This window comes from Palleronia abyssalis (assembly GCF_900302445.1).
Taxonomy (GTDB): Bacteria; Pseudomonadota; Alphaproteobacteria; order Rhodobacterales; family Rhodobacteraceae; genus Palleronia; species Palleronia abyssalis.
In genome coordinates this window covers 1-22,131 of sequence record NZ_ONZF01000012.1, presented here as the reverse complement: position 1 = coordinate 22,131, position 22,131 = coordinate 1, and the positions used below count along the sequence as shown (strand labels likewise).

General features: G+C 64.3%; 21 protein-coding genes and 4 pseudogenes. 18 read left to right on the top strand and 7 right to left on the bottom strand.

Annotated elements, in window-relative coordinates; translation table 11 throughout:
- Positions 1-30: 30 nt before the first annotated feature.
- Positions 31-636 (bottom strand): exopolysaccharide biosynthesis protein, encoded by a 606-nt coding sequence (locus PAA8504_RS18310; RefSeq protein WP_108895594.1) that lies wholly within the window; start codon positions 634-636, stop codon positions 31-33.
- 114 nt (positions 637-750) lie between these two features.
- On the opposite strand from PAA8504_RS18310, the gene PAA8504_RS18305 reads away from it, so the two are divergent.
- From PAA8504_RS18305 to PAA8504_RS18285, 5 genes are all read left to right on the top strand, one after another.
- Complete coding sequence (locus PAA8504_RS18305) at positions 751-1,629, top strand: TIGR01459 family HAD-type hydrolase (RefSeq protein ID WP_108895593.1); 879 nt, start codon at positions 751-753, stop codon at positions 1,627-1,629.
- A 103-nt stretch (positions 1,630-1,732) separates the two neighbouring features.
- Complete coding sequence (locus PAA8504_RS18300) at positions 1,733-2,176, top strand: MaoC family dehydratase (RefSeq protein WP_108895592.1); 444 nt, start codon at positions 1,733-1,735, stop codon at positions 2,174-2,176.
- Positions 2,177-2,215: 39 nt separating this feature from the next.
- Positions 2,216-3,148, top strand: a complete 933-nt coding sequence (locus PAA8504_RS18295) for a bifunctional riboflavin kinase/FAD synthetase (protein ID WP_108895591.1) — start codon at positions 2,216-2,218, stop codon at positions 3,146-3,148.
- The gene (locus PAA8504_RS18290; RefSeq protein ID WP_108895590.1) at positions 3,145-3,618 is read left to right on the top strand and encodes a YcgN family cysteine cluster protein; all 474 of its coding nucleotides are present in this window, start codon (positions 3,145-3,147) and stop codon (positions 3,616-3,618) included. The genes PAA8504_RS18295 and PAA8504_RS18290 overlap by 4 nt, the downstream gene beginning before the upstream one ends.
- Positions 3,618-4,655: a threonine aldolase family protein gene (locus PAA8504_RS18285; RefSeq protein ID WP_108895589.1), complete on the top strand. Its 1,038-nt coding sequence runs from the start codon at positions 3,618-3,620 to the stop codon at positions 4,653-4,655. The genes PAA8504_RS18290 and PAA8504_RS18285 overlap by 1 nt, the downstream gene beginning before the upstream one ends.
- A 4-nt stretch (positions 4,656-4,659) precedes the next feature.
- Here the strand turns inward: PAA8504_RS18285 and PAA8504_RS18280 are convergent, their stop codons facing one another.
- Complete coding sequence (locus tag PAA8504_RS18280) at positions 4,660-5,466, bottom strand: alpha/beta fold hydrolase (RefSeq protein WP_108895588.1); 807 nt, start codon at positions 5,464-5,466, stop codon at positions 4,660-4,662.
- Entirely contained in the window at positions 5,459-6,061 is a 603-nt protein-coding gene (locus PAA8504_RS18275) for a 2-hydroxychromene-2-carboxylate isomerase (RefSeq protein ID WP_108895587.1), read from the bottom strand. Before PAA8504_RS18275 ends, PAA8504_RS18280 begins: the two co-directional genes overlap by 8 nt.
- Positions 6,062-6,161: 100 nt before the next feature.
- Between PAA8504_RS18275 and PAA8504_RS18270 the strand changes: the two genes are divergently transcribed.
- The gene (locus PAA8504_RS18270) at positions 6,162-7,181 is read left to right on the top strand and encodes a ribose-phosphate pyrophosphokinase (RefSeq protein WP_108895586.1); all 1,020 of its coding nucleotides are present in this window, start codon (positions 6,162-6,164) and stop codon (positions 7,179-7,181) included.
- A 73-nt stretch (positions 7,182-7,254) separates the two neighbouring features.
- On the opposite strand, the gene dctP is transcribed toward PAA8504_RS18270, so the two are convergent.
- Genes dctP through PAA8504_RS18255 form a run of 3 tightly spaced genes read right to left on the bottom strand, consistent with a single transcriptional unit; the run spans position 7,255 to position 10,198 of the window.
- On the bottom strand, positions 7,255-8,346 hold the full coding sequence (gene dctP / locus PAA8504_RS18265; RefSeq protein WP_108895585.1) for a TRAP transporter substrate-binding protein DctP: 1,092 nt from the start codon (positions 8,344-8,346) through the stop codon (positions 7,255-7,257).
- Between the two features lie 29 nt (positions 8,347-8,375).
- Positions 8,376-9,671 carry a TRAP transporter large permease gene (locus PAA8504_RS18260; protein ID WP_108895671.1) on the bottom strand — a complete coding sequence of 432 codons (1,296 nt, stop codon included), beginning with the start codon at positions 9,669-9,671 and terminating at the stop codon, positions 8,376-8,378.
- A 32-nt stretch (positions 9,672-9,703) separates the two neighbouring features.
- Positions 9,704-10,198 (bottom strand): TRAP transporter small permease subunit, encoded by a 495-nt coding sequence (locus PAA8504_RS18255; protein WP_108895584.1) that lies wholly within the window; start codon positions 10,196-10,198, stop codon positions 9,704-9,706.
- Between the two features lie 429 nt (positions 10,199-10,627).
- Between PAA8504_RS18255 and PAA8504_RS18250 the strand changes: the two genes are divergently transcribed.
- From PAA8504_RS18250 to PAA8504_RS22830, 11 genes and pseudogenes are all read left to right on the top strand, one after another.
- The gene (locus tag PAA8504_RS18250) at positions 10,628-10,963 is read left to right on the top strand and encodes an NADH-quinone oxidoreductase subunit A (protein WP_108895670.1); all 336 of its coding nucleotides are present in this window, start codon (positions 10,628-10,630) and stop codon (positions 10,961-10,963) included.
- On the top strand, positions 10,954-11,865 hold the full coding sequence (locus PAA8504_RS18245; RefSeq protein ID WP_108895583.1) for a hypothetical protein: 912 nt from the start codon (positions 10,954-10,956) through the stop codon (positions 11,863-11,865). Before PAA8504_RS18250 ends, PAA8504_RS18245 begins: the two co-directional genes overlap by 10 nt.
- The gene (locus PAA8504_RS18240; protein ID WP_108895582.1) at positions 11,862-12,722 is read left to right on the top strand and encodes a complex I subunit 1 family protein; all 861 of its coding nucleotides are present in this window, start codon (positions 11,862-11,864) and stop codon (positions 12,720-12,722) included. The genes PAA8504_RS18245 and PAA8504_RS18240 overlap by 4 nt, the downstream gene beginning before the upstream one ends.
- Positions 12,719-13,324 (top strand): NADH-quinone oxidoreductase subunit J family protein, encoded by a 606-nt coding sequence (locus PAA8504_RS18235; protein WP_219928951.1) that lies wholly within the window; start codon positions 12,719-12,721, stop codon positions 13,322-13,324. The genes PAA8504_RS18240 and PAA8504_RS18235 overlap by 4 nt, the downstream gene beginning before the upstream one ends.
- 1 nt (position 13,325) lies before the next feature.
- Positions 13,326-13,631 carry an NADH-quinone oxidoreductase subunit NuoK gene (nuoK, locus tag PAA8504_RS18230; protein WP_108895581.1) on the top strand — a complete coding sequence of 102 codons (306 nt, stop codon included), beginning with the start codon at positions 13,326-13,328 and terminating at the stop codon, positions 13,629-13,631.
- A gap of 8 nt (positions 13,632-13,639) precedes the next feature.
- The gene (locus tag PAA8504_RS18225; RefSeq protein ID WP_219928950.1) at positions 13,640-15,559 is read left to right on the top strand and encodes an NADH-quinone oxidoreductase subunit 5 family protein; all 1,920 of its coding nucleotides are present in this window, start codon (positions 13,640-13,642) and stop codon (positions 15,557-15,559) included.
- A 4-nt stretch (positions 15,560-15,563) separates the two neighbouring features.
- Positions 15,564-17,036 (top strand): complex I subunit 4 family protein, encoded by a 1,473-nt coding sequence (locus PAA8504_RS18220; RefSeq protein WP_108895579.1) that lies wholly within the window; start codon positions 15,564-15,566, stop codon positions 17,034-17,036.
- A 1-nt stretch (position 17,037) separates the two neighbouring features.
- Positions 17,038-18,429 (top strand): NADH-quinone oxidoreductase subunit N, encoded by a 1,392-nt coding sequence (locus PAA8504_RS18215; protein WP_108895578.1) that lies wholly within the window; start codon positions 17,038-17,040, stop codon positions 18,427-18,429.
- A 1,158-nt stretch (positions 18,430-19,587) separates the two neighbouring features.
- Positions 19,588-19,985, top strand: a pseudogene (locus PAA8504_RS18210) (transposase); the annotation flags it as partial.
- Between the two features lie 42 nt (positions 19,986-20,027).
- Positions 20,028-20,997, top strand: a pseudogene (locus PAA8504_RS22590) (Mu transposase domain-containing protein); the annotation flags it as partial.
- Positions 20,987-21,193, top strand: a pseudogene (locus tag PAA8504_RS22830) (hypothetical protein); the annotation flags it as partial. The pseudogenes PAA8504_RS22590 and PAA8504_RS22830, both read left to right, overlap by 11 nt.
- A 49-nt stretch (positions 21,194-21,242) precedes the next feature.
- On the opposite strand, the gene PAA8504_RS18195 reads toward PAA8504_RS22830, so the two are convergent.
- Positions 21,243-21,743: an IS110 family transposase gene (locus PAA8504_RS18195; RefSeq protein ID WP_181375867.1), complete on the bottom strand. Its 501-nt coding sequence runs from the start codon at positions 21,741-21,743 to the stop codon at positions 21,243-21,245.
- Positions 21,744-21,934: 191 nt separating this feature from the next.
- On the opposite strand from PAA8504_RS18195, the pseudogene PAA8504_RS18190 reads away from it, so the two are divergent.
- Positions 21,935-22,131, top strand: a pseudogene (locus PAA8504_RS18190) (transposase); the annotation flags it as partial.

The following is a 22,131-nucleotide window of genomic DNA, read 5'->3' as shown; positions in this document are numbered from 1 at the left end:
CCGGATTTGCGATACCCCAGGGCGGCCCTGTCAGATCAGGCCGAAATCCAGAGCCAACCAAAGCGCGACGCCGGCCGCGACCCCTGCACTGATGAAGGCCAGCAACATCACGGCCCCGTCCTTGAACAGGATCGCCAAGCCGAAGAATGCGATGGCAATCATCGGGGCGGAGGTTGCGAAGGGAATCACTTCCAGAAACGGCACCATCGCCAAAAGGCAGAGGATCACGATACAGGCGGCTTGTTGCGCCTGCCGTCCGGTCAGGACCGACAGGCGTTCGTGAAGCTTGGCATCGATGCGAAGTGCGACGGGCTTCAACCATTGAAGCGAGCGCCGGACGCGATCCTCGCTCAAGCTGCGGCGCCGCAGCCAAGCCGGCGCCCACAAGTGCTCGTACCCGACAAGAAGGCGAACTGTCGTGATCGCCAACGTCAGCGCGAGGATCGTCGGGAAGCCGGGAATGGCACCGGCCGGCGACAGTTCCAGCAGGGGAAGCACGCCCAGGATTGCGCCGTATCCACGTTCATCGAGAGAATCGATGAGGTTGCCCACCGAGACGTGGTCGCCATCCGTGCGATCCGTCGCCCGTCCAAGCTCGACCACGACGTCGTTCATCGCGCCTTCTTCCTGCTTCATGCCGCAACCTCCTGCCTGTGAACGGCTTGCCGGCAAAGGCGTTCCCCATGGTGACTGGCCGTTCCGTACTGAAGCTGTCAAGGATCGCACGGACGCAGGTGCAAAGGAGACTCCATGACCCAGATCATCCGACAGTTTTCCGAAATCTCGGACCGCTATGAGGCACTTTTCTGCGATCTCTGGGGTTGCGTCCACGACGGGGTCACCGCCCTGCCAGCAGCGGTCGAAGCGCTTCAGGCCTTCAGGGCCCGAGGCGGTATGGTCGTCCTGCTGACCAACGCCCCCCGCCCCCGCGCGGAAGTCGCCGAACAGATCGCGAAGTTCGGCATTCCCGAAGACGCCTGGGACACGATCGCGACCTCGGGTGACGCCGCGCGCGTGGCGCTGTTCTCGGGGGCGGTCGGCGACACGGTCTATCACATCGGGGAGCGCCGCGATCACAGCTTCTTCGAGCCGTTGGCCATCGTCGAAAACCCGACGCCCATCTCCCGCACCGAGTCCCTGGAGCACGCGACCGGGATCGTCTGCACCGGACCGTTCGATCCGCATTCGCCCCCCGACGTGCTGCGGCCCCAACTGCTCGAGGCGAAGACCCGCGGTCTGACCCTTCTGAACGCGAATCCCGACATCGTGGTGGACCGCGGCGAAACCCGCGAATGGTGCGGCGGCGCGGTCGCCCAGCTTTACGCGGAAATGGGCGGCAGCGTTCTTGCCTTCGGCAAACCGCATCCCCCCGTCTACGACATGGCCCGCCGTCGCCTGGCCGAGGCCGGGGGCCAGAACATCTCCGACGACCGTATCCTGGCGATCGGCGACGGGATTCTCACGGATATCAAGGGCGCCGTGGGCGAAGGGATCGACGCGCTGTTCGTCACCGGCGGTCTTGCCGCACAGGATACGAAAACCACGGATCAGCCGGATCCCGGCCTTCTCGACGCCTTCATTGCGCGCGAAGGCTTCGACCCGACCTATTCGATCGGAAGGCTCCGCTAATATTCTACGGGAACTTTTCTGCGGCTGCGAAGTAATAAGATTGCGCATCAAGACCGAATTTGCTACTGAAATTACGCGCAAGAATATTTCTACGGAGGGCATCATGCTCGACACCACTCGGAACACCGGTCCGATCTTCATCGAAGACATGACGGTCGGACTGACCCGGCACCTCGACAAGACCATCACCGACCGCGACATTGAACTGTTTGCCGAGGTCTCCGAGGATCGTAATCCGGTCCACCTGAACGACGCCTATGCCGAAGCGACCATGTTCAAGGGCCGGATCGCCCACGGCATGTTGACCGCGGCCCTGATCTCGGCCGTGATCGGCGAACAGCTGCCCGGTCATGGAACCGTCTACCTGCGACAGAGCATGGCGTTCCTAGCCCCCGTGCGCCCCGGCGATACGGTTCGCGCCGAGGTCGAGGTGCTTGCAATCGACATGCGCAAGCGCCGCGTGACCCTGGATACGCGCTGCGTGGTCGGCGACACGCGGGTCCTGCATGGCGAGGCGCTGGTCCTCGCGCCATCGCGCGCCGGCTAAGGCTTGCACGCAGGCCGGCGCGGGGCTACGTCGCGCCGCATGCGCATCCTCCGCAGCTATCAGGGACTGGACGACAATGCCCGTGGCGCCTCCGCCGCGATCGGCAATTTCGACGGCGTTCATCTGGGCCACCAGGCGGTACTGGACCTTGCCCGCGGGGCTGCAACCAAAGGCGGCTCGCCCTTGGGCGTTCTCACGTTCGAGCCGCATCCGCGCGAGGTCTTCGCTCCTGACGCCCCGCCGTTCCGCCTGATGAATGCCGAGGCAAAGGCCCACCGGCTGGACCGTCTTGGGGTCGAACGCTTGTACGAGCTTCCCTTCGACACCGCGTTGTCCCGCCTCTCGCCCGAGGCGTTCGCGCAGGATGTTCTGGTTGATGGCCTTGGTTTGTCGCATGTCGTCATCGGGCGCGATTTCCACTTCGGCGCGAAACGCGCTGGCGACGCCGACGCCATGCGCGACTTCGGCGATCGCTTCGGGTTCGGCGTGACGATTGCCGACCTGATTGCCGGCGATGACGGGCAGATCAGTTCGACCCGCATTCGAGAGGCGCTCAGCAAGGGCGACCCGCGTCAGGCCGCCGAAATGTTGGGGCACCTGCACCGCATCGACGGCCCCGTGATCGGGGGGGAGCGGCGCGGGCGCGAGCTGGGCTATCCCACCGCCAACATGTCCATGGACGGGCTACATCTGCCCCGCTTCGGGGTCTATGCCGTGACTGTGGATATCCTCAGCGGGCCCCATGCCGGCACCCATCCCGGCGTCGCCTCGCTGGGGGTGCGGCCGATGTTCGGGGTGAACACGCCCAACCTCGAGACGTTCATATTCGACTTCTCCGGCGATCTTTACGGGGCGGACCTGTCCGTGGGACTGGTCGAGTTCCTGCGCGGGGAGGAGACGTTCGACAGCCTCGACGCCCTGATTGCCCAAATGGACCGCGACAGCGCACGCGCCCGCGAGATCTTGGCATGAGCGATGACCCCATCCGCCGCCAAGTCGGTCGTCCCCGCTTCTGGGAGCGATTTGCGCTCGAGGACCTATCCTCGGCCGAGTGGGAAGCGCTGTGCGACGGGTGCGGCAAGTGCTGCCTCAACAAGCTGGAAGACGAGGATACGGGCGAGATCGCGCTGACCCGCGTGGCCTGTCGCCTGTTCGACGACGGCAGTTGCCGCTGTGCGCAATACGAGATCCGCAAGCAGTTCGTCCCCGAGTGCGTCGTCCTGACGCCCGAAAAGCTGCGTGAGACGGCGTACTGGCTGCCCCAGACCTGCGCCTACCGGCTGCTGTATGAAGGGCGCCCCCTGTATCCTTGGCACCCGCTTCTGACCGGCGACCCGGAGACGGTTCACGAAGCCGGAGTCTCGGCCCGCGACCTGACGGTGCCCGAGTTCGAAGTCGACGAAGAGGATTGGGAGGATCACATCATCGAGGAACCCACCTGATGCATTTCGCTTCCGACAATTCCGGGCCCGCCCATCCCAAGGTGATGGAGGCGCTCGTCCGCGCGAACGAGGGCTATGCCATGCCCTACGGCGCCGAGGCCGCGATGGAGCGCGTGCGCGAACGTCTGCGCGACCTGTTCGAGGCCCCCGACGCCGCGATCTATCTGGTGGCCACGGGCACGGCCACGAATTCACTGCTGCTCGCGTCCATGTGCCAGCCATGGCAAGCGATCTTCTGTTCGGAGGTCGCCCATATCGAGGAAGACGAGTGCGGCGCGCCCGAGTTCTTCTCGAACGGGGCGAAACTATCGCTGGTGCCCGCGCCCGATGCGCTGATGCCGCCCGAGGCGTTGCGTGACCGCATCTCACGAACCGCGCAGGGTGTCGTCCACGGCGTGCAACGTGGCCCCGTATCGATCACAACGGTGTCGGAACGCGGCACCGTCTATTCCCTGCCTCAACTGCACAAATTGACCGGCGTCGCGGCCGAGTTCGGCCTGCCAGTCCATCTGGACGGCGCACGGTTCGCGAATGCGATGGTCTCGCTTGGTTGTCGGGCGGCAGACCTGACGCAAGGCGTCACGACGCTGAGCTTCGGGGGCACGAAGAACGGCCTTCTCGGGGTCGAGGCGGCGGTGATCTTCGACCCGGATCTGGCGTGGGAGTTCGAGCTGCGGCGCAAGCGGGCGGGGCACCTGTTCTCTAAGCACCGGTTCCTGTCGGCGCAGATGGAGGCCTATCTGACCGACGATCTGTGGATCGAAATGGCACGCGCGGCGAATGCGGCCGCATCGCGGCTTGTCGCGGGGATGAAGACGATCCCCGAGGCGACGCTGCTGCACCCGTCGCACGCCAACATCGTCTACGCGACCTTCCCGCGCGCCGCGCATCGGCGGCTGCAAGATGCCGGCGCGCAGTTCTATTCGATGGGCAGCCCTGAGGGCGATCCGGACGAGCCTGTCCGCGCCCGGCTTGTCTGCGACTGGTCGGCCACGGACGCGAACACCGACAGGTTCCTGGACATCCTGGCCGACTGAGGGGTCAATCGTTCCGCGGGCGGATCTGCCTGTCGATCAGTCGCGCGACCTCGTCAGGGTGGGTGATCGGCGCCATGTGATTGGCCCCGGCAACCACCTCGATCGCCGTATCCGGAAGGCGATCTGCAAGGGCCGACAGGATGTCGGGGATGACCGGGTGGCTTTGCTCCCCCCGGACCAAAAGGACCGGGGCATCCACCGCCTCGAGCCGACCGTCGGACAGAAGATCGTTCGAATCCCCCTCCAGCGCGGGGGCTGTCGCGGCGATCAAGGGGATGCGGTCGATCATCGCCCGGCGCATGGACTGGCGCGTGTCATCCCACGATCGCGGGGCGCCCCAGATGTCCGTGAAGGCCCGGGTGGCGGCTTCGTGATGGCCGCCCTCGATATCGTCCATGATCGGCGCATGATCGCTGATATATGTCCCGTACCCACCGCGACCGCGGGCGGCGGCGAAGAAGACCGGCTCGATGAGGGTGGCACTGCGAACCAGGTCTGGACGACGCACCATCAGCGACAGGGCGACGACGGCCCCCAGCGAATGTCCAACCAGATCGCGCGGGCCATCGCAGAACGCCTCGGCCATGTCGGTCGCGCGGGCGACATAGTCCCCCTGCCCGTCCCACGCCCCGCTTCCGCCGTGGCCCGGAAGATCGGGCGCAGTGATGGACAGGTGATCGCCCACCCGGTCCATCAGCGGCATCAGGGACCGTGATGACGCAAGGGAGCAATGCAGGAACAGCGCGTCGCGCGGGCCGTCCCCATGGCTGATCCAGTGCGTCGGGAAACCGGCGCGCGTCCCCTCAGGCACCCGGCTGACTCAGATACCAGTCCAGATGGGCCAGACGGTCTTGCCCCCAGAACCTCTGGTCATCGTCGGTGATGTAGAACGGGGTGCCGAAGACGCCCGCATTCACAGCGTCTTCCAGATTCTTCGCATAGCCTTCCGCACCTTCCAGCATCCCGGACGTGGCAAGCTTGCGGTCGAACCCAGCCGCCTCAAGGCAATCGGCGATCACGTCATCCTCGGCGATATCGCGGTCCTCTGCCCAGCACGCGCGAGTCAAACCGTGGACCAAGGCACCAAGATCACCGCTCCCCGCCTTCTGGGCTGCGATGATGGCGAAGGACGAGGGGGCCGGGTTCGTCGGCCAATGGGCGGGCTTCACGTTGATCGGCATGCCTTCCATCCGGGCGATCCGGTCCAGTTCCTGAAGGCGATAGGCTTGCCGGTTCGGATGCCGGTCCTTCGGCGGCACCCCGCCCGTGCGCCCGAACAATTGCACGACATCCAGCGGTTTGTACGCGATCTCGGCACCGTGACGTGCCGCAATCTCCTCCAGCCGGGTGCCTGCCAAATATGTGAAGGGCGAAACCGTCGCGAAATAATAGTCGATGCGGGGCATCCGGCACTCCTGTCCGAGGGTTCGTGTTCCGCCCCTGCTAGCACTGTGCTAGGCGGCGTCAAAGCGCCGAGTCGCGGTGCCCGACGAAGGATCCTCCGACATGCCCATTCCTCAAGAACCCAAGATCATCTCAGGGAACTCGAACCCGACTCTGGCGAAAGCCATCGCCCGACGGATGTCGATGCATCGCGGACGCACGCTTAATCTGGTGGATGCGCGGGTGGAACGGTTCGCCGACGCCGAGATCTTCGTCGAGGTCTTCGAGAATGTTCGCGGCGAGGACATGTTCGTCATCCAGCCGACGTCGAACCCCGCCAATGACAACCTGATGGAGCTTCTGATCATGTCCGACGCGCTGCGTCGGTCCTCGGCATCGCGCATCACCGCCGTGATCCCGTATTTCGGCTATGCCCGCCAGGATCGCCGTACGAAGGCCCGGACGCCGATCACGGCCAAGCTGGTGGCCAACATGCTGACCGAAGCCGGGATTGAGCGCATCCTGACGATGGACCTGCACGCCGCGCAGATACAGGGTTTCTTCGATATTCCGGTCGACAACCTCTATGCCTCGCCCGTCTTCGCGCTGGACATCCGCGACGCGTTCAAAGGCCAGCGCGAGAACCTGATGGTCGTGTCCCCGGACGTGGGCGGCGTGGCGCGCGCGCGCGAGCTGGCCAAGCGGATCAACGCGCCGTTGTCCATCGTGGACAAGCGCCGCGAGAAGGCCGGCGAAGTGGCCGAGATGATCGTGATCGGCGACGTGACGGACAAGACCTGCATCATCGTCGACGACATCTGCGACACCGCCGGAACGCTGTGCAAGGCGGCCGAGACCCTGATGGAACAGGGCGCGGCCGAGGTGCACGCCTATATCTCGCACGGCGTCCTGTCGGGACCGGCAGTCGAGCGGATCTCGAACTCGGTCATGAAAAGCCTCGTCATCACCGACTCGATCGAGCCGAACGAAGCCGTCCGCAATTGCGAGAATATCCGGATCGTACCCACCGCCCCGATGTTCGCCCAGGCGATCCTGAACATCTGGAACGGCACCTCGGTCAGCTCTCTGTTCGAGCACGACACGCTGAGCCCGATCTACGAGGGTCTCTACTCCGACGGTTGAACGAGAGACGCCGCGGATAAGAAAAAAGGCTGCCCCTCAGGGCAGCCTTTCTATTTTGCACTCAGCTGTGGGTTCAACCGTCCACGCAAGCCTGAAGTTCGTCCACCGAGGGACCGTTCGGCGTGCGACCCAGGTTGTAGGGGGCCGAAGCATCGCGCCACTGGGCGTAGTTCTCCAGATACTGGGCCATTGACAGGTAGACCGCGCCGGCGGACGGGCTTTCGCAAGACACCTCTACGATCACTTCGTTTGCGATCTGTTGAACCTGGTCGAGGGCCTCGTCGGTATAGCGTTCGACGGTGACTTCCTCGTCCCACTTCTCGTAGGCCTCCGTCGCGCGCTTCTCGGTGAAGGCCAGCGACCACAGCATCGTCGCATCGGCAGCGATGCGCAGCTTTTCCTGCGTGTCCTCGTCCAAGGCATCCCACGCGGATTGGTTGATCATCACGCCGAAGACCGAGGCTGACTGGTGCCAACCGGGGGTGGACCAGTGAGAGGTGACCTGCTGGAAACCCGCCGACCAGTCGACGTTCGGGGTCGAGAACTCGCCGCCGTCGATCACGCCGCGCTCCAGCGCCTGATAGACCTCGCCACCGGCCATCGAGACTTGGCTGCCGCCGAGGCGTTCGAGAATACGGCCCTGCTCGTTGCCAGAGACGCGCAAACGCATGCCTTCGAGGTCTTCGAGCGTGGTCATCGACTTGTTCGTGTGGAAACCGGATTCGTTGTTGGTGATCCCGTAGGGCAGATAGACCATGCCGTATTCGCCATAGGTCTGGTCATAGAAATCGCGACCGCCCCATTGCTGGATCCAGTTGACGTAATCGACCGCGTTGAACAGTGCCGGCGTGGTGGCCAGAGGGGTGAAGGCGGCGTCGCGGCCGGCCCAGTAGCCCGGCCAGTCGGCGCCTGCCTGCACGGTTCCCGATTGCACGGCGCCGAACACCTCGCCGGCGGGGACGAGGCTGCCGCCCTCGAAGAACTCGATTGTGAGGGCGTCGCCGGTCAACTGGTTGGCCAGGTCGACGAAGTGGCGGTCGAACTCGATCAGTTCCAGCGAGGACGGCCAAGTCGACGTCATCGTCCAGCTGTCCTGCGCCATGGCCGGTGCGCCGAACGCGACGGACAGCGCGGTGGCCGCCAGCATCTTGGAATGGAATGTCATGTTACTCTCTCCCTTAGGTTTACTGGTCGTTATCGATAGAGGGTGTCCGGCAGCCAGGTCACCAGACCGGGCACCAGAGCCACTGCCACGCACATCAACAGGATCAACCCGATGAAAGGCAGAACGCCCTTGATGATATCCGTGGTCTTCACTTCTTTCGGCGCAATGGCCCTGAGGTAGAACAGCGCATAGCCGAAAGGCGGTGTCAAAAAGCTCGTCTGAAGCACGATCGACATCAGCACGACGAACCACAGAAGGTCGATCGACTCCATCTCCTGCACGATGGGCAGGAAGATCGGGAACGACAGCAGGACGATCCCCGTCCAATCCAGGAACGCCCCCAGGATGAAGACGATGAACATCATCACCGTCAGCAGCATCCACGGCGCCATGTCGAGGCCGCGGATGATCTCCTGCGTGGCGCGCAGGCCGCCGGTAATGTTGAACACACCGGTGAAGGCCGTGGCGCCGACCACGATGAACAGGATCATCGCGCTGGTCTTTCCCGTTTCTTTCAGGGCGTCGTAGAAGCTGCCCAGGGTAAACCGTCCGCGCGCCAGAACGATGCCCAGCGCCAGCGCCGCACCGATGGCCGATGCTTCGGTCGCGGTTGCGATGCCCGCCAGAAGCGAGCCCAGGATCCCGAAGATGAGAAGAAGCGGCGGCACCGCCTCCTTCAGAAGCATGGTCACCAGCTCGCGGCGGGGCGGCATGTCGTCGGGCAAGACCGAGGGCGCCATGTCAGGCCGCAAGGCCGCCAGAACAGCGACCCATCCCGCGTAAAGAAGCCCCAGGATCACGCCGGGGATCATCGCGCCGGCAAACAGCTCTCCCACCGACAGGGGCGAGTAGGAGGCCATGAGGATCAGCATGATCGAGGGCGGGATCAGGATCCCGAGGCATCCGCTGGCCGCGATGACGCCGGTCGTCAGCGTCGGTGCGTAACCGTACTGAAGCATGGGCCGCAGGGCCATCACGCCCATCACCGTGATCGATGCGCCGATGATGCCAGTGGTAGCGGCCAGCAGGATCGAGATGAATACGACCGCAAGCGCCAGACCGCCCCGTACGTTCGACATCAGCAGACGCAGAGACTCGAACATCTTGTCCGTCACGCCCGAATTACTGAGGAACTGTGCCATCAGAACGAAAAGCGGAATGGCGATCAGCGTGTAGTTGTCCAGCACGTCGCCGAAGATGCGGTTGATCACAATGCCCAGCACCATCGGCTTGCCCGCGATGAACGCGCCCAGAACCGCCGTGCCGCCCAGCACGAACGCCAGCGGGTGACCCATCATCAGGCCCAGCACCAGCAGGCCGAACATCACGACGGCGATGGTTTCCCCACCAAGTCCGGTCATTGATCGACCTCCCGACGGCCAAGCACGATTTTCAACACTTCGCTGACCCCCTGGATCAACAGCAGACCGGCAGCGACGCACAGCGCTGCTTTCAGAGGGTAAATCGGCAAGGCTACCGCGCCGTAGGTCGTCTCGCCCTGCGCCCAGGAGGTCGCTGCGAAATCGTAGGATCGGGTCAGGAAGATCCACGTGAACGGAAAGAAGAATAGGGCATAACCCGCAAGTTCGACGATCCGCTGGACGCCAGGCGGGAACCGTTCCAGCAACAGATCGACCCTCACGTGGGACTGATGCTTTAGGGCATAGCCGCCAAGCAGAACGAAGTAGAACCCGTAAAGCTGCTTTGACAGATCGAACGCCCATCTCGTCGGGGCGTTAAAGGCATACCGCATGACCACGTCATAGATGATGATCCCCGCGAAGATCACGGCGAGGACCACGACGATCCGTCCCACGACTTCATTGATCACGTCGATAGCTCGAATGATCAAGCCCGATACCCCCCCTACGTTTCGAACTGCCACCGCCGGGCATTTTCGTCCTTGAACGAACACTCCCACGCCAGATTGGCAAGTGCAACTTGTCGGCGGACGGTTCGGGGGGCGCGATTCCGGCTCGACACCGGCCCCCCTTCATCCGGATGGGACCCGACAGGTGATTGCACCTTCGACCCGGCCAGACAGGTTCGGCAAACACGCGGGTTCACTGCATTCCGCGCTGAAAGCAGGGCTGAAACCGAATTGCCCGGCCTGCTCGCAACACCGCCAGGAACCGGCCTTTAGGTGCCGGTCAGGGCGTCCGAAGGCGCCCAACCTTCCAGCGCGGGAAAGTTTTCAACATTGTTTTCTGGGCCTTAAGGGGGGAACCTTCATGGGATCGCGGGATTTTCCAAAGGACAGGTAAGGAGGGTGGGCCGCATCATGCAGGCCGTCATTGTCATACTCGGCTGGACCGCGTTCGCCGTGGTTCTGGCCCGCGCGTTGCAGCCGGCAGCCAACAGCACCGCCCCGCAAGCGGCGCCGTTCCTTGGCGGCGGCACGCCCGACATGCACGCCTGGCAACGCTTTCATTTCCGGCCCTACTCCATGTCGCTGCTCTTCATCGCGTTCGAGATGGAGATGATGTTCATGTATCCATGGGCGGTCGTCTTCGTCTCCGAAGGGATCAAGGCACTGGCCGAGATGGGCATGTTCCTTGCCATCCTTTCGGTCGGCATCCTGTATGGCTGGAGGGAGGGGATCTTTCGATGGCAATGACCCACCTCGTCCGCTGGGCCGCCCGCGCCCCCGCCCCGGTCTACGCCGCGATCGGCCCCGGCCGACAGGCCGAAGTCGAGCGTCTTTTGACCCGGCCCGGGCTGAACCGGGCAAAGACGCCGCGCGACGCGGCCATCCTTCTGGTCGCCGGTGACCTGCCCTCGTCTTCTCTCGACGCTCTGAACCGGCTGCACGATCAGCTTCCGCGCCCCCGCACCACCCTGCGTTGGCTGGACGGGGACCAAGAGGCCATCGCGCACCGGATCACCACAGCCTTGCGCGCGCTTTGCGACGGTGCCGCGGGCGAGGACGACCGTCTGCCCGATACGCCCGCGAACGAATGGAAGGGGATCGGCCCCCACGGGCAAGGCGGGAAAGGCATGATGGGGGGCACGCCCTACGGGCGCCCCATGGCGATGACCGGCAAAGACGTCCGCGACGGACTGCAGCTGGACCGTTATACAACGCGCGTCGGGCCCTTCGCGCCGATGCTGCCACCGGGCCTGGTGCTTGAGGTGACACTGCAGGGCGACGTGATCTGCGAGGCATCCGTTCAGGCCGCCCCCTTTGCCCAGCCGGCCGAGGCCGACGCGCCCGCCCTTTGTGCTGCCCGTATGCTGCGCCTGCTTGGCCTTGACGCTGCCGCCGACCGGGTGATCCGGGGGCGCCCCCTGCGCGCGGCTTGGGTCACCGGGGCCGTGCCCAGGGGGCTAGCCCGGATCAACGACACCGATGCCCGGGACCGGCTTTCGGCCTGGCTAAGATCCCGGACCGTGACCGTCGCACCGCCCGACCTTGCCGCGCTGCTGCCCGGATCGGAATGGTCCGAGGCGATGCTGATCCTCGCCTCGCTGCCCCCCTCGGCCCTGATCCGCGCGGCCCGCGCGACGGAGGCGGCATGACGGCCCTTCTTGTGCTTGCGGTCCTTGCGACCCTGCTTGGGGGGACGGTGCTGGCCGCCCTGATGGACCGCGCGGCGCTGCCCCTTGCGGCCCTTCTAACACGCCAGAGGGTCGAGACCGAGGCGCCCGACCGGATGAACCGCGACCTTTCGTCCGCATGGTACCTGGCGTTGGCTGCCATCGGCCTGTCCGTCGTGCCCTTCGCGCCGGGTCTGGCGCTGATCGACAGCCCCGTGGGCATCGTGATCTGGGGCAGTTGCGAGGCGCTTGTCGTCGTGACCGTGTTCCTGCACGGCTGGTCGCCCAACGCGCCCTTCCCGCTGATCGGGGCCTACCGCTATGCCGCGATCGGTCTGCCAATAATGCTGCCGTCGATGTTCGTCCTTATCGCCGCCGCGTTGCCGGCGGAAAGCCTGTCGCTGATCGACATCGTCGAAAGTCAGCGCGAGATTTGGAACGTCCTCCGCCAGCCGTTGGGCTTGCCCCTGTTCCTCGTCGTGGCCCTGGCGATGACCCTGCGCGGGCCGATGGACTACGCCGACGCGGCGGATATCGCGACCGGCACCTCTGCCGAGGAAAGCGGCGCGGCCCGCGCGCTGTGGCAGGTCGCGCGTTTGGCCATGCTGGTCTCGATCTCGGCCATTGCGGCGACGGTCTTCCTTGGCGGACCGCTGGGTCCGGTGCTGCCGGGGCCGGTCTGGCTGTGGCTGAAGACTGCGGCCCTGATGGCCCTGACGGTGTGGATCGGCAACCGGGTCGCGCGAACCACACCGGACCGGATGCTGACGATCCTTTGGGTGGTGCTGCTGCCCCTGTCGTTCCTGGGGCTGATCATCGCGGGGGTGATGGCGCTGTGACCGATGTGATGATCGCCCTTCTTGCGCTGTTCGCCGTCTGGACCGGGTGGCGGGTGTTCCGCGTCGACAGCATGGTGCGGGCGTCCTTCGCGCTGATGCTGTCCTTCGTGTCGGTGGGGGCCATCGGCGTGCTGCTGTCGGCCCCGTATATCGGCGTTGCGACGGTGTTCATGATGGCCGTCGAGATGATGGTCATGGCAATCTTCATGGTCATGTTCATGATGAACCCGGCGGGGCTGAACCCTATGGTCATGGTCCACCAGCACCGCCTGTCGATCGCCGCGGGCGTGCTGGCCTTCGTCGGGCTGTCGGCGGCCATCCTGCTGTCCCCCCTGCCCTCAGACCCGGTCCCCGAAGGCTCCGACGTGGTGGCGCAACTCGGGCACGAGCTTCTGGGTCCGTCCATGCTGGTCTTCGAGACGGCCGGCGTCACGCTTCTGGCCACGATGGTCGGCGCGGTGATCCTGTCCTCGCGGCAGGGCTGGTTCGGGGCCGCCGACCACGGCTCACGTCCCCCAGATCTAACTGCGGGCGGTGATCCCGCAGGCCGCCAGCCCGGGGACGGCGGGGGACACGGCCATCACCACCACGGGGGGCATTGAGATGACGCTGACGATCGTGCTTCTCGCGGCCGCCGCGCTTATCGGCATCGGCCTGTACGGCGCACTCAGCCAGCAAAGCTTCGTCATGCTTATGATGGGGCTCGAACTGATGCTGAACGGTGCCCTTCTTGCTGTCGTCGGCTTCTGGTCGCAATCGCTCGGCGGGATGCCGGAGGGGCAGCTGATGGCGATCATTGTCATGGCGGTGATGGCCGTCGAAATGGCCATCGGCTTCGCGTTGATCGTGGCCGTGTATCGCAAGCGGCAGGCGGACATGACCGAAAGTATCGGGACCTTGAAGCAGTGATCTGGGCATTGGCATATTTGCCCGTTCTGGCGGGTCTGGCGATCTGGTCCATCGGGGGCACGCGGGTGCGGCTGGCCATCATGGCCGTCGCCGTCGCCGCAACGACGCTGACAATGGCGCTGATCGCGGGTGGCCAGGCCCGACGGTTCGCATGGTCTGAGACGCTGGTGCTTCAGGCCGGCTTGCCGCCGCTGGCGCAGGCGGTGGCGATCCTGATCCCCGCCATCCTCGTGGCGATCATCTTCTATGCTGCTGCGCACGAGGACGAGCGCGGGCTGCCGCGCCTTTTGGGTCTGATGCTTGTCTTCACCGGCGGGATGGAACTCATCGTGATTGCAGCGGACCTGGTAACCCTGCTGATCGGGTGGGAGATCGTCGGCGCCTGTTCTTGGGCGCTGATCGGCCACAAGTGGCGTCAGCAGGCACCGGGCCTGTCGGCTAATTTCGCCTTCGTGCTGACCCGCGCGGGCGATCTTGGGTTGTTCCTTGCCGTTATGGCGACCTTCGCAGGTACGGGCGACATCGGCTACGACTCCCTCGGAACGCTCGAGGGCTGGCCACTGGCGCTGGCGGCCTTCGGGCTGCTGCTAGCCGCCATATCGAAGGCCGGTCAGCTGCCTTTCGCGCCTTGGCTCTTCCGGGCGATGGACGGTCCGACCTCGGTTTCGGCCCTGCTGCACTCGGCGACCATGGTGGCGGCGGGGGCCTATATCCTGGCGCGGCTTCAACCGCAGCTTTCCGCCGCGCCGGGCTTCGGGGCAGCCGCGATGGTTCTTGGCCTCGCGACCGCGATCCTGGGCGGCTGGGCCGCCCTGCGCCAGACCCACGCCAAGAAGCTGCTGGCGGGATCGACATCGGCCCAGATGGGACTGATGATCGCCACCGTGGGTGCGGGCTATCCCGGCATCGCGGTACTGCACCTTATCGTCCATGCAGCGACCAAGGCTGCGTTGTTTTGCGCTGCCGGAATGGCCCATCGCGTGAGCGGCAGCTTCGACCTGCGCCGGATGGGCCTCGGGCGAACGATGCCCGCGACCGCCTTGCTCGTTGCGATCGGGGCCCTGTCGCTGGCCGCCGCTCCACCGCTCTCGGGCGGGTGGAGCAAGGAGGAGATGGTCAAGGCGCTGGAACACGCGGGTCCGTTCTGGGCGGCGGCAATCATCCTTGCAGGCGGGTTGAGCGCGGCCTACGCGACGCGCTTTGCCGTCTCCGCCTTTGGATTTGGCTTTGGCGATGACAGGAAGGCCCGCGCCCTGCCCGGCGAACTGGCCGGGCTGGCCCTTCTGTCCGGCGCGACGCTGGTGCTGTCGGCGCTTTGGTGGCCGCCGGTGCATGAAGCCGCCGCCCGGTGGATTGGGGCGGACCTGCCGAACGGATCGCGCCTCGGACTGATTGCGTCGCTGTCCTCCGTGGCGCTGGGTATCCTTGCGGGGGTGCGTGTCGCGCGATCGGACTCGGCAGCGCCGGCGCAGGACTGGCTGGGCCTGCCCATCCTGTACGAGCACGGCGTGATCCGGCCCTTCCACGCATTCGCCCACAATGCCGCGCAAGTCGACGACCGAGTGATCGACCTAATCCCGCGCGGCGTCGCATCTTTGACGACTGGACTGTCGGGCCGCTTGGCGCGCGCCGACGACGACACCATCGATGGCCTCGCGCCCGGCGCGGCGGATCGCGCGAAAGGCGGAAGCATCCAAGCCTGGCAGGGTGCCGTTGGGATCGCCGTGCGCGCCAGTACCGCGCTCGCTGCCCTTGGGGCCAGTACGGGCGAACGTATTAGCGACCTGATGCCCTCGGGCGGCGGCCGCATCGCCGGCATGGCCGGGGCCGATCTGCGGCGGCTTCAGACGGGGTTCGCGCATCACTACTACACCATCCTCATGGTCGGCTTCGGGCTGGCCGTGGGGATGCTGATTCTGGGAGGTTGACTCCATGCTGACACTTGCCGTTCTCGCCCCTCTGCTGGCGTCACTGTTGCTTGCGATGGTGCCGTTGGGCGAACGCACATCACGCTGGACCGCGGTAAGCGCCTCCGCGCTGGCCCTGGTCGCGCTGATCGCGGTCTGGTTTAACGGCGGCGATGGCTTCCGCGCAGTGGCGGAAGTGCCGTGGATCCCGTCCCTCGGGATTGCATGGCGCGTGGGCGTCGACGGAATGTCGCTGGCACTGGCCTTGATGAGCGCGCTCCTTTTCGTCGCCGCCACCGCGTGGCCGATGCAGCTGCATTCGGCACGCGCATATTACGCGTGGATGGCCTTCCTCGCAGGGGTGTCCATCGGCCTGTTCGTCACGCTTGATCTCATCGTTTTCTACGTTTTCTTCGACCTCAGCCTTGTCGGAATGTATTTCCTCATCGGCCGCTGGGGCCACGGAGAGGCACAGCACGCCGCCCTCAAGTTCTTCGTCTATACGCTCGCGGGATCGCTGCTGATCCTGATCGGCCTCATCGTGCTGGCGTTGAACATGCCGCAGCTGACCTTCGACATGCGGGCTATCATCGACAGCCCGCCCCTCGCGGCCGCGGGTGTTGGGCCGGGTCTTGTCTTCCTGGCCTTTGTCATCGGTTTCGGAATCAAGACCCCCGTGTTCCCCGTCCATACATGGTTGCCGCCCGCCCACGTGAACGCGCCGGGACCGGCGTCGGCGATCCTGGCCGGCGTGCTGCTGAAAATGGGTACCTACGGCTTGATCCGCATCCCGCTTCAGATGATGCCCGAGACGTTCGCCCGCTGGGCCTTGCCGCTGGCCATCCTGGGCGTGGTCTCGATCCTGTGGGGCAGCATCGTTGCCTTCGCGCAGGACAACCTCAAACGCCGCATCGCCTACACCTCGGTCAACCACATGGGATATACGGTTCTCGGCATCGCGGTGGCGGGCTCGGCCCTCGGCACCGAGACGGCGCGCCAGCTTGCGCTGACCGGTGCGGTGCTCGAGATGATCGCACACGGCCTTATCACCGGTGCGCTGTTCCTGATCGCGGGCGCCGTCTGGCAGCGGACCGAGGATTACCATCTGCCCAATTTCGGCGGTCTCGCCGGCCCGGCGCCGCGCTTGACCGGCGCCGCAACGCTGGCGGCCTTCGCCTCGTTGGGGCTGCCTGGCCTGGCGGGGTTCGTGTCCGAGTTGCACATCTTCCTCGGGGCCTTCGGCGTCTATCCATGGCTAGCGGCCATCGGGCTGCTTGGCATCCTGATCACGGCGGCCCTGTTCTTGCGAATGCTTCGGCAGATGTTCTTTGGCGACCTGCCCAGAGAGCGTGCGGGCTTCACCGACCTCGACCGAACCGAGACCGCGCTACTGGCCGGTATGCTGATCCTGGTCCTTTTGATCGGTATCTGGCCGACTTGGCTACTGTCCCTGATCGATGCCGCCGCCCTGCTTCCGGCAATCGGCACGGGGGGCTGACATGCCCATCGGCGATCTCGCCCCGGAGCTTGCGGTATTGTTTACGGCGGTGGCCATATTGCTTCTGGCGATGGTCCTGCCGCAAGACCGCCATGGCTGGTGCGCGGCCCTTGCCGCGGCTGGGCTGGGCGTGGCCATGGTGCTCGCCTGGGGGCAGGCTGGGGCCGAACGATTGACGTTCTCGGGGACGTTCGCGATCGACGGGGCGACCACGTGGGCACGGCTGGCGATACCCGGCCTGACAATCTGCTGTGTCGGCATGGCGCCACGCTGGTTCGCCACCGACCGCCGCCATGGCGAGTTCTACGCCATCCTCCTGTTCTCCGCGCTTGGGGCCATGGCCATTGCCGGGGCGGCGGACCTGATGCAACTGACAGTCGCGATGCTGTTGTCTTCGGTGACGGGCTACGTGCTTGCCGCCTATCACCGGGACTGGGCGATCTCACTCGAAGCCGGCATGAAGTATTTCCTGATCGGTGCTCTGGCGAACGCCCTGATGGTCATCGGGGTCGTGCTGGTCATGGGCATGGCGGGCAGCTCGGACTACGGTGAACTGGCCGGATCAATTCCGAGCGACCCCGTAACTGTCACCGGTCTTGTGCTTGTTCTGATGGCGCTGTTCTTCAAGCTGGGCGCGGTGCCCGGGCATACCTGGGTCCCGGACGTGGCCGAGGGAGCGCCCGTTCCGGCGGCGGCCTTTCTGACAGTGATCCCCAAGCTCGCCGGGGCGGTGGCGCTCTACCGGGTGATCTCGCTCGTGCCGGGGCTCCAGACGCTGCCTCTCCTCGTCGCTGTGGTGGCGGCAATAACCATGACGGTCGGCAACCTCTCGGCGCTCTGGCAGGATGACGTGCGACGCCTTCTGGGATGGTCTTCGGTCAGCCAGACAGGCTACGCCCTGATGGCGGTGGCAGTGGCCGGCGCGGTCCCACAGGCGCTGCCGGCGCTGCTGGCCTTCATGACAGTCTACGGCATCGCCAACGTCCTGGCTTTCGCCGCGATTGCCGAACTGCGCGGGCGCACGGCCTTGGCGGATTTCAGCGGGCTGTTCCGCACACAACCTTACGCCATGGGGGCGGTGACGCTGGCCTTCCTGTCGTTCGTCGGCATCCCGCCCCTTGCGGGGTTCCTGGGCAAGTTCGCGCTTTTTGCGGCCACGCTCGAGGGCGGGCTAGCTTGGCTTGCCACCATCGCAGTCGCGAACACGGTGCTATCGCTTTTCTACTACCTGCGCGTCATCGGCCCCGCGGCCTTTGACAGGGGGGAAGGCCAAGCCGGAACCCTAGGCGGAACCGCACGCGGCACCCTCTGGGCAGCCTTCGCGCTACTGCTGATTGCCAGCTTGGCATGGTCGCCATTCTGGTCATGGATGCCCGCGTCTCTGATTCCCTAGGCGCGAATGACGCAGCCAGCGGACAACCATCTCGATCAATATTGAGCCAAACCAAGTACGCAAAGAGCCCGGTTGACGATCATCAGCAACCGCCAGGCGTGTCCGGCACCGAACGACGAACGTGCCAATGGGCTGAGGCCCGAAGAAAGTAGTTGCCCTATCGTAACCTTTGTTTACCCTAGGTTGAACAAATACAACCTTCGGGTGATTCGCTGGGGAAACTATCATGTATCTTCATGAATTTTCGACACCTTTCGCCAATAGGAAGGAATGGCCCGAACACGTCCCGCGCGACCTCGAACTCAGACTGATCGACGCTCTGAGTTACAATAGTTGCACCCAAGCTGACATCTGGGACGAGGTCAAAGACTGGCTTGAGGAACACAGGGTGAATTGCGCCGTCACCGTCGACGGCCGGGAAACTTCTCCCACCGTATCAAGCGTAGTGGTACGATGAAATTTCGAAGGGTCAATCTGTTCATGGCAAACGATAAAATCCACACCTCGGCTTGGAACCACGCCCTTCGGGGAGCCCGTGCCAATCCTGACTTGATGGTGAAGATAATCAGCGAAAGAGATGGCCGATCCGGAAACCTTCACGCCCGAACGGACACTTGGTCGCCTGTACCCTCCTCTTCTTTCGGAAGTTGGATAAACCGAATAGACGGTTTGGTCAGATCGTCCCGTGCATCTCTGTTGAAGCGGATTTCCGCGACTTAAAAGCCAGCATACCAGGCCCATGTGCCACCGCCATCGCCAGATCGGCAGCATACAAGTCGGGCCGAACTTAAAGGCGGTAGATGACGGTGTCCGTGACGGTGATTGCGGGGGGGTAAGACTTTGGAGCAGCAATCGCAGCGGGCCGCAGTTGTGTAGAGCCCGCTTGGCCCGGCGTGACGGGATAGCTTTCGCCCGGACTTGGCGCCGCATGCGTTTTTCTGGTTTGATGTTCTCGCGAACGCCTCTCTGTCAGACCGTCATAGCCCTCATCGGCCCTGGGATACCGACCACGGCTGGCATTATCCTGATGTTGTAGGCGAGGGCATAACGCGCCATTCCCGTTCGCACGTTCTTAGACCGTCGCATCTTATAGTGGGTGGTCCCCATTCAGGCTTTGATCGTCCCGAACGGGTGCTCATCCGAAAGGTCCTGGCTTAGCGGATCTCGAACACGCTGGAGGCCGACTTCTGTGTCGACGCGCTGAACGAAGCCATCCACAAGTTCGGCCCATGAATACCGATCAGGGTTGCCAGTTCACGTCCTTCGCCTGGACAGACCGTCTGCACCGAACCGGCATACGCATATCGATGGATGGAAAGGGGCGATTCCTCGACAACATCTTCATCGAGCGCCTTTGGCGGACCCTGAAATACGAGTGTGTCTACCTACACGCGTGGGAAACCGGCTCGGAGGCGAAGGCAGGCATCCGGAAATGGATGACCTTCTACAACCGGCAACGCCCACACTCCGCCCTTGGCGACAGGCCGCCGGCGGTGGTCTACTGGCAAAGAGATGATATCAACCAACCCGATCAGCAGGTGCAGAAAGTAGCTTAAACTTCGACGGTTCCTGTCCAAAGGATGGGGAGTAGCTCAGGGGATCGTGTCGGCCGCGGCAAGGAGCGGCAGGTCAACATGCGCTTCCTCGCCATGACGAACCACTACGTCTTTGAGCCCGAGTTCTGCAATCCCGCCGCCGGTTGGGAGAAAGGCCGGGTCGAGAAGAATGTCCGCGACTCCCGCGACCAGATCTTGCAAGGGTTGCCGACCTTCCCTGGGCTTGTAGCGCTGAATGACTGGCTGGAGCAAAGTTGCCTGGAGCTGTGGCGCCAGACCGCACATGGCACGCTGCCCGACATGATCGCCGATGTCTGGGCCGAGGAGCAGGCCGCGCTGATGCCGTTGCCGCCAGCCTTTGACGGCTTCATCGAGTTGAGCAAGCGCGTCTCGCCCACATGTTTGATCAGCTTCGAGCATGAGGAGGATCAGGAAACGATCCGGGGGGATCGTTTCCCCGACGCAAAGGCTACAGCGTTCCGGCGTCATTCGCCAACCGTCCCGTCAGCCTGCGGATCTATCCAGACCGGCTGGTTGTCGCGGCCGAAGGCAGTATCCTGTGCGAACATACCCGCGTGATCCAGCGTAGCCACCATCTGCCGCCGCGGATGATCTACGACTGGCGACATTATCTGGCGATCGTTCAACGCAAGCCCGGGGCCCTTCGGAATGGCGCCCCCTTCCTGGAACTGCCGCCTTCCTTCAGGCAGTTGCAGGATCACATGTTGCGCAAGCCCGGCGGTGACCGCGAGATGGTCGACATCCTCGCCCTGGTATTGCAGCGCGACGAACAGGCCGTGCTCACCGCCATGGAACTGGCCTTGGCCGAAGGCGTCGCGACCAAGACCCATGTGTTGAACATGCCTCACACCGATTGGTCGACAGCAAGGTGGTTGGCGGACCGCTACTGGATACCCCCCAGGCACTGACCCTGCGCCGCGAGCCAAAGGCGAATGTCGACCGCTATGATGGCCTGCGCAATCGGACCGAAGGAGGCCACCATGCGTCATGATCCTGCCAGCGGCGCCATCGTCATCATGGCTCGCGCAGCTTGAAGATGCACGGCATGGCGTCGTGCCGAAGGCACGCCTCTGGCGTGACCCGTCACCGACCTGATCGAGCAAGGTGCCCCGGCTTTCGAAGCAGCCATCCCGACCCTGTCGCAACTGCTGAAGGCCGAACGCCCCGAACGCGAGGTCCGCTCCATCCATCGCCCGGCAGGCGATTGCGCAGCATGCTGCCGAGTATCCGTGATGATCAAGTAGGTTCGGGAACCCATTTTCGTCCATCTCTCAGGAGCGCATTTGCCAAAACTTGCCTTGCCATCTTGAGCCGCGTTCTCGCGGCGGTGCGATCCTTGATCAGGCCTCGGCGGAACACCAGTAAATCGCGTAGATCTGCAACGACTTCAGGCTGTGCCACCGTCGGTTCGAGCTGCAGGGCAGCCCCCATCCTGGCCAGCATCTCGGCGTCGAGTCGGTCTGTCTTGGCAACACGCCCGATCGCTTCCGCGAACCGTCGTGCCTGTCGGGGATCGACCTTCGCGAAGGTCAATCCCCGGCGCGACAAATGACGCTCGAGTTCCCGATGATATGCGCCGGACGCTTCGAAGACGATGACCGCAACATCATCCGACGCCCACTGCACAAGCGCGGCCAATCCAGCGGCATCATTCGGAAACTGCCGGTACTCATTTATCAATGAGCAATACGCAACGAGCACGGCCTTGGAAACGTCGTCGCCGATTGCATCCTGCATGGAGTATCTCCCACCTCGTCTTGTCATGCGGGCCCGAAGCCCAGGTATCCGTTCAGGTTCGAAGACAAAGCGGGGGCAACCATACTCGGCAACGGTCCCTGACGACCAAGAGGGGTACGATCCATCCCCCGCCACCACGCCGATTTGCGCGATCTGCGTGGTGGCTCCCATCATGCAACAAGAGCTGAGACATCAATAAGACAAGAGGGGGCATCCTGGGCGAGCACGAGGCAGGCGTAAAATGCGCTGACCTGTGCCGCGGTTCAAGCGTCAAGCAAACGGTCCGGGGGACCGTTTGTAGCGCCGAACGGGATGTCCGAAGGCACCTTTTACAACTGGAAAGCCAAGTTCGGCGGCATGACGGCGGCGGAGGCCAAGCGGCTGAAGG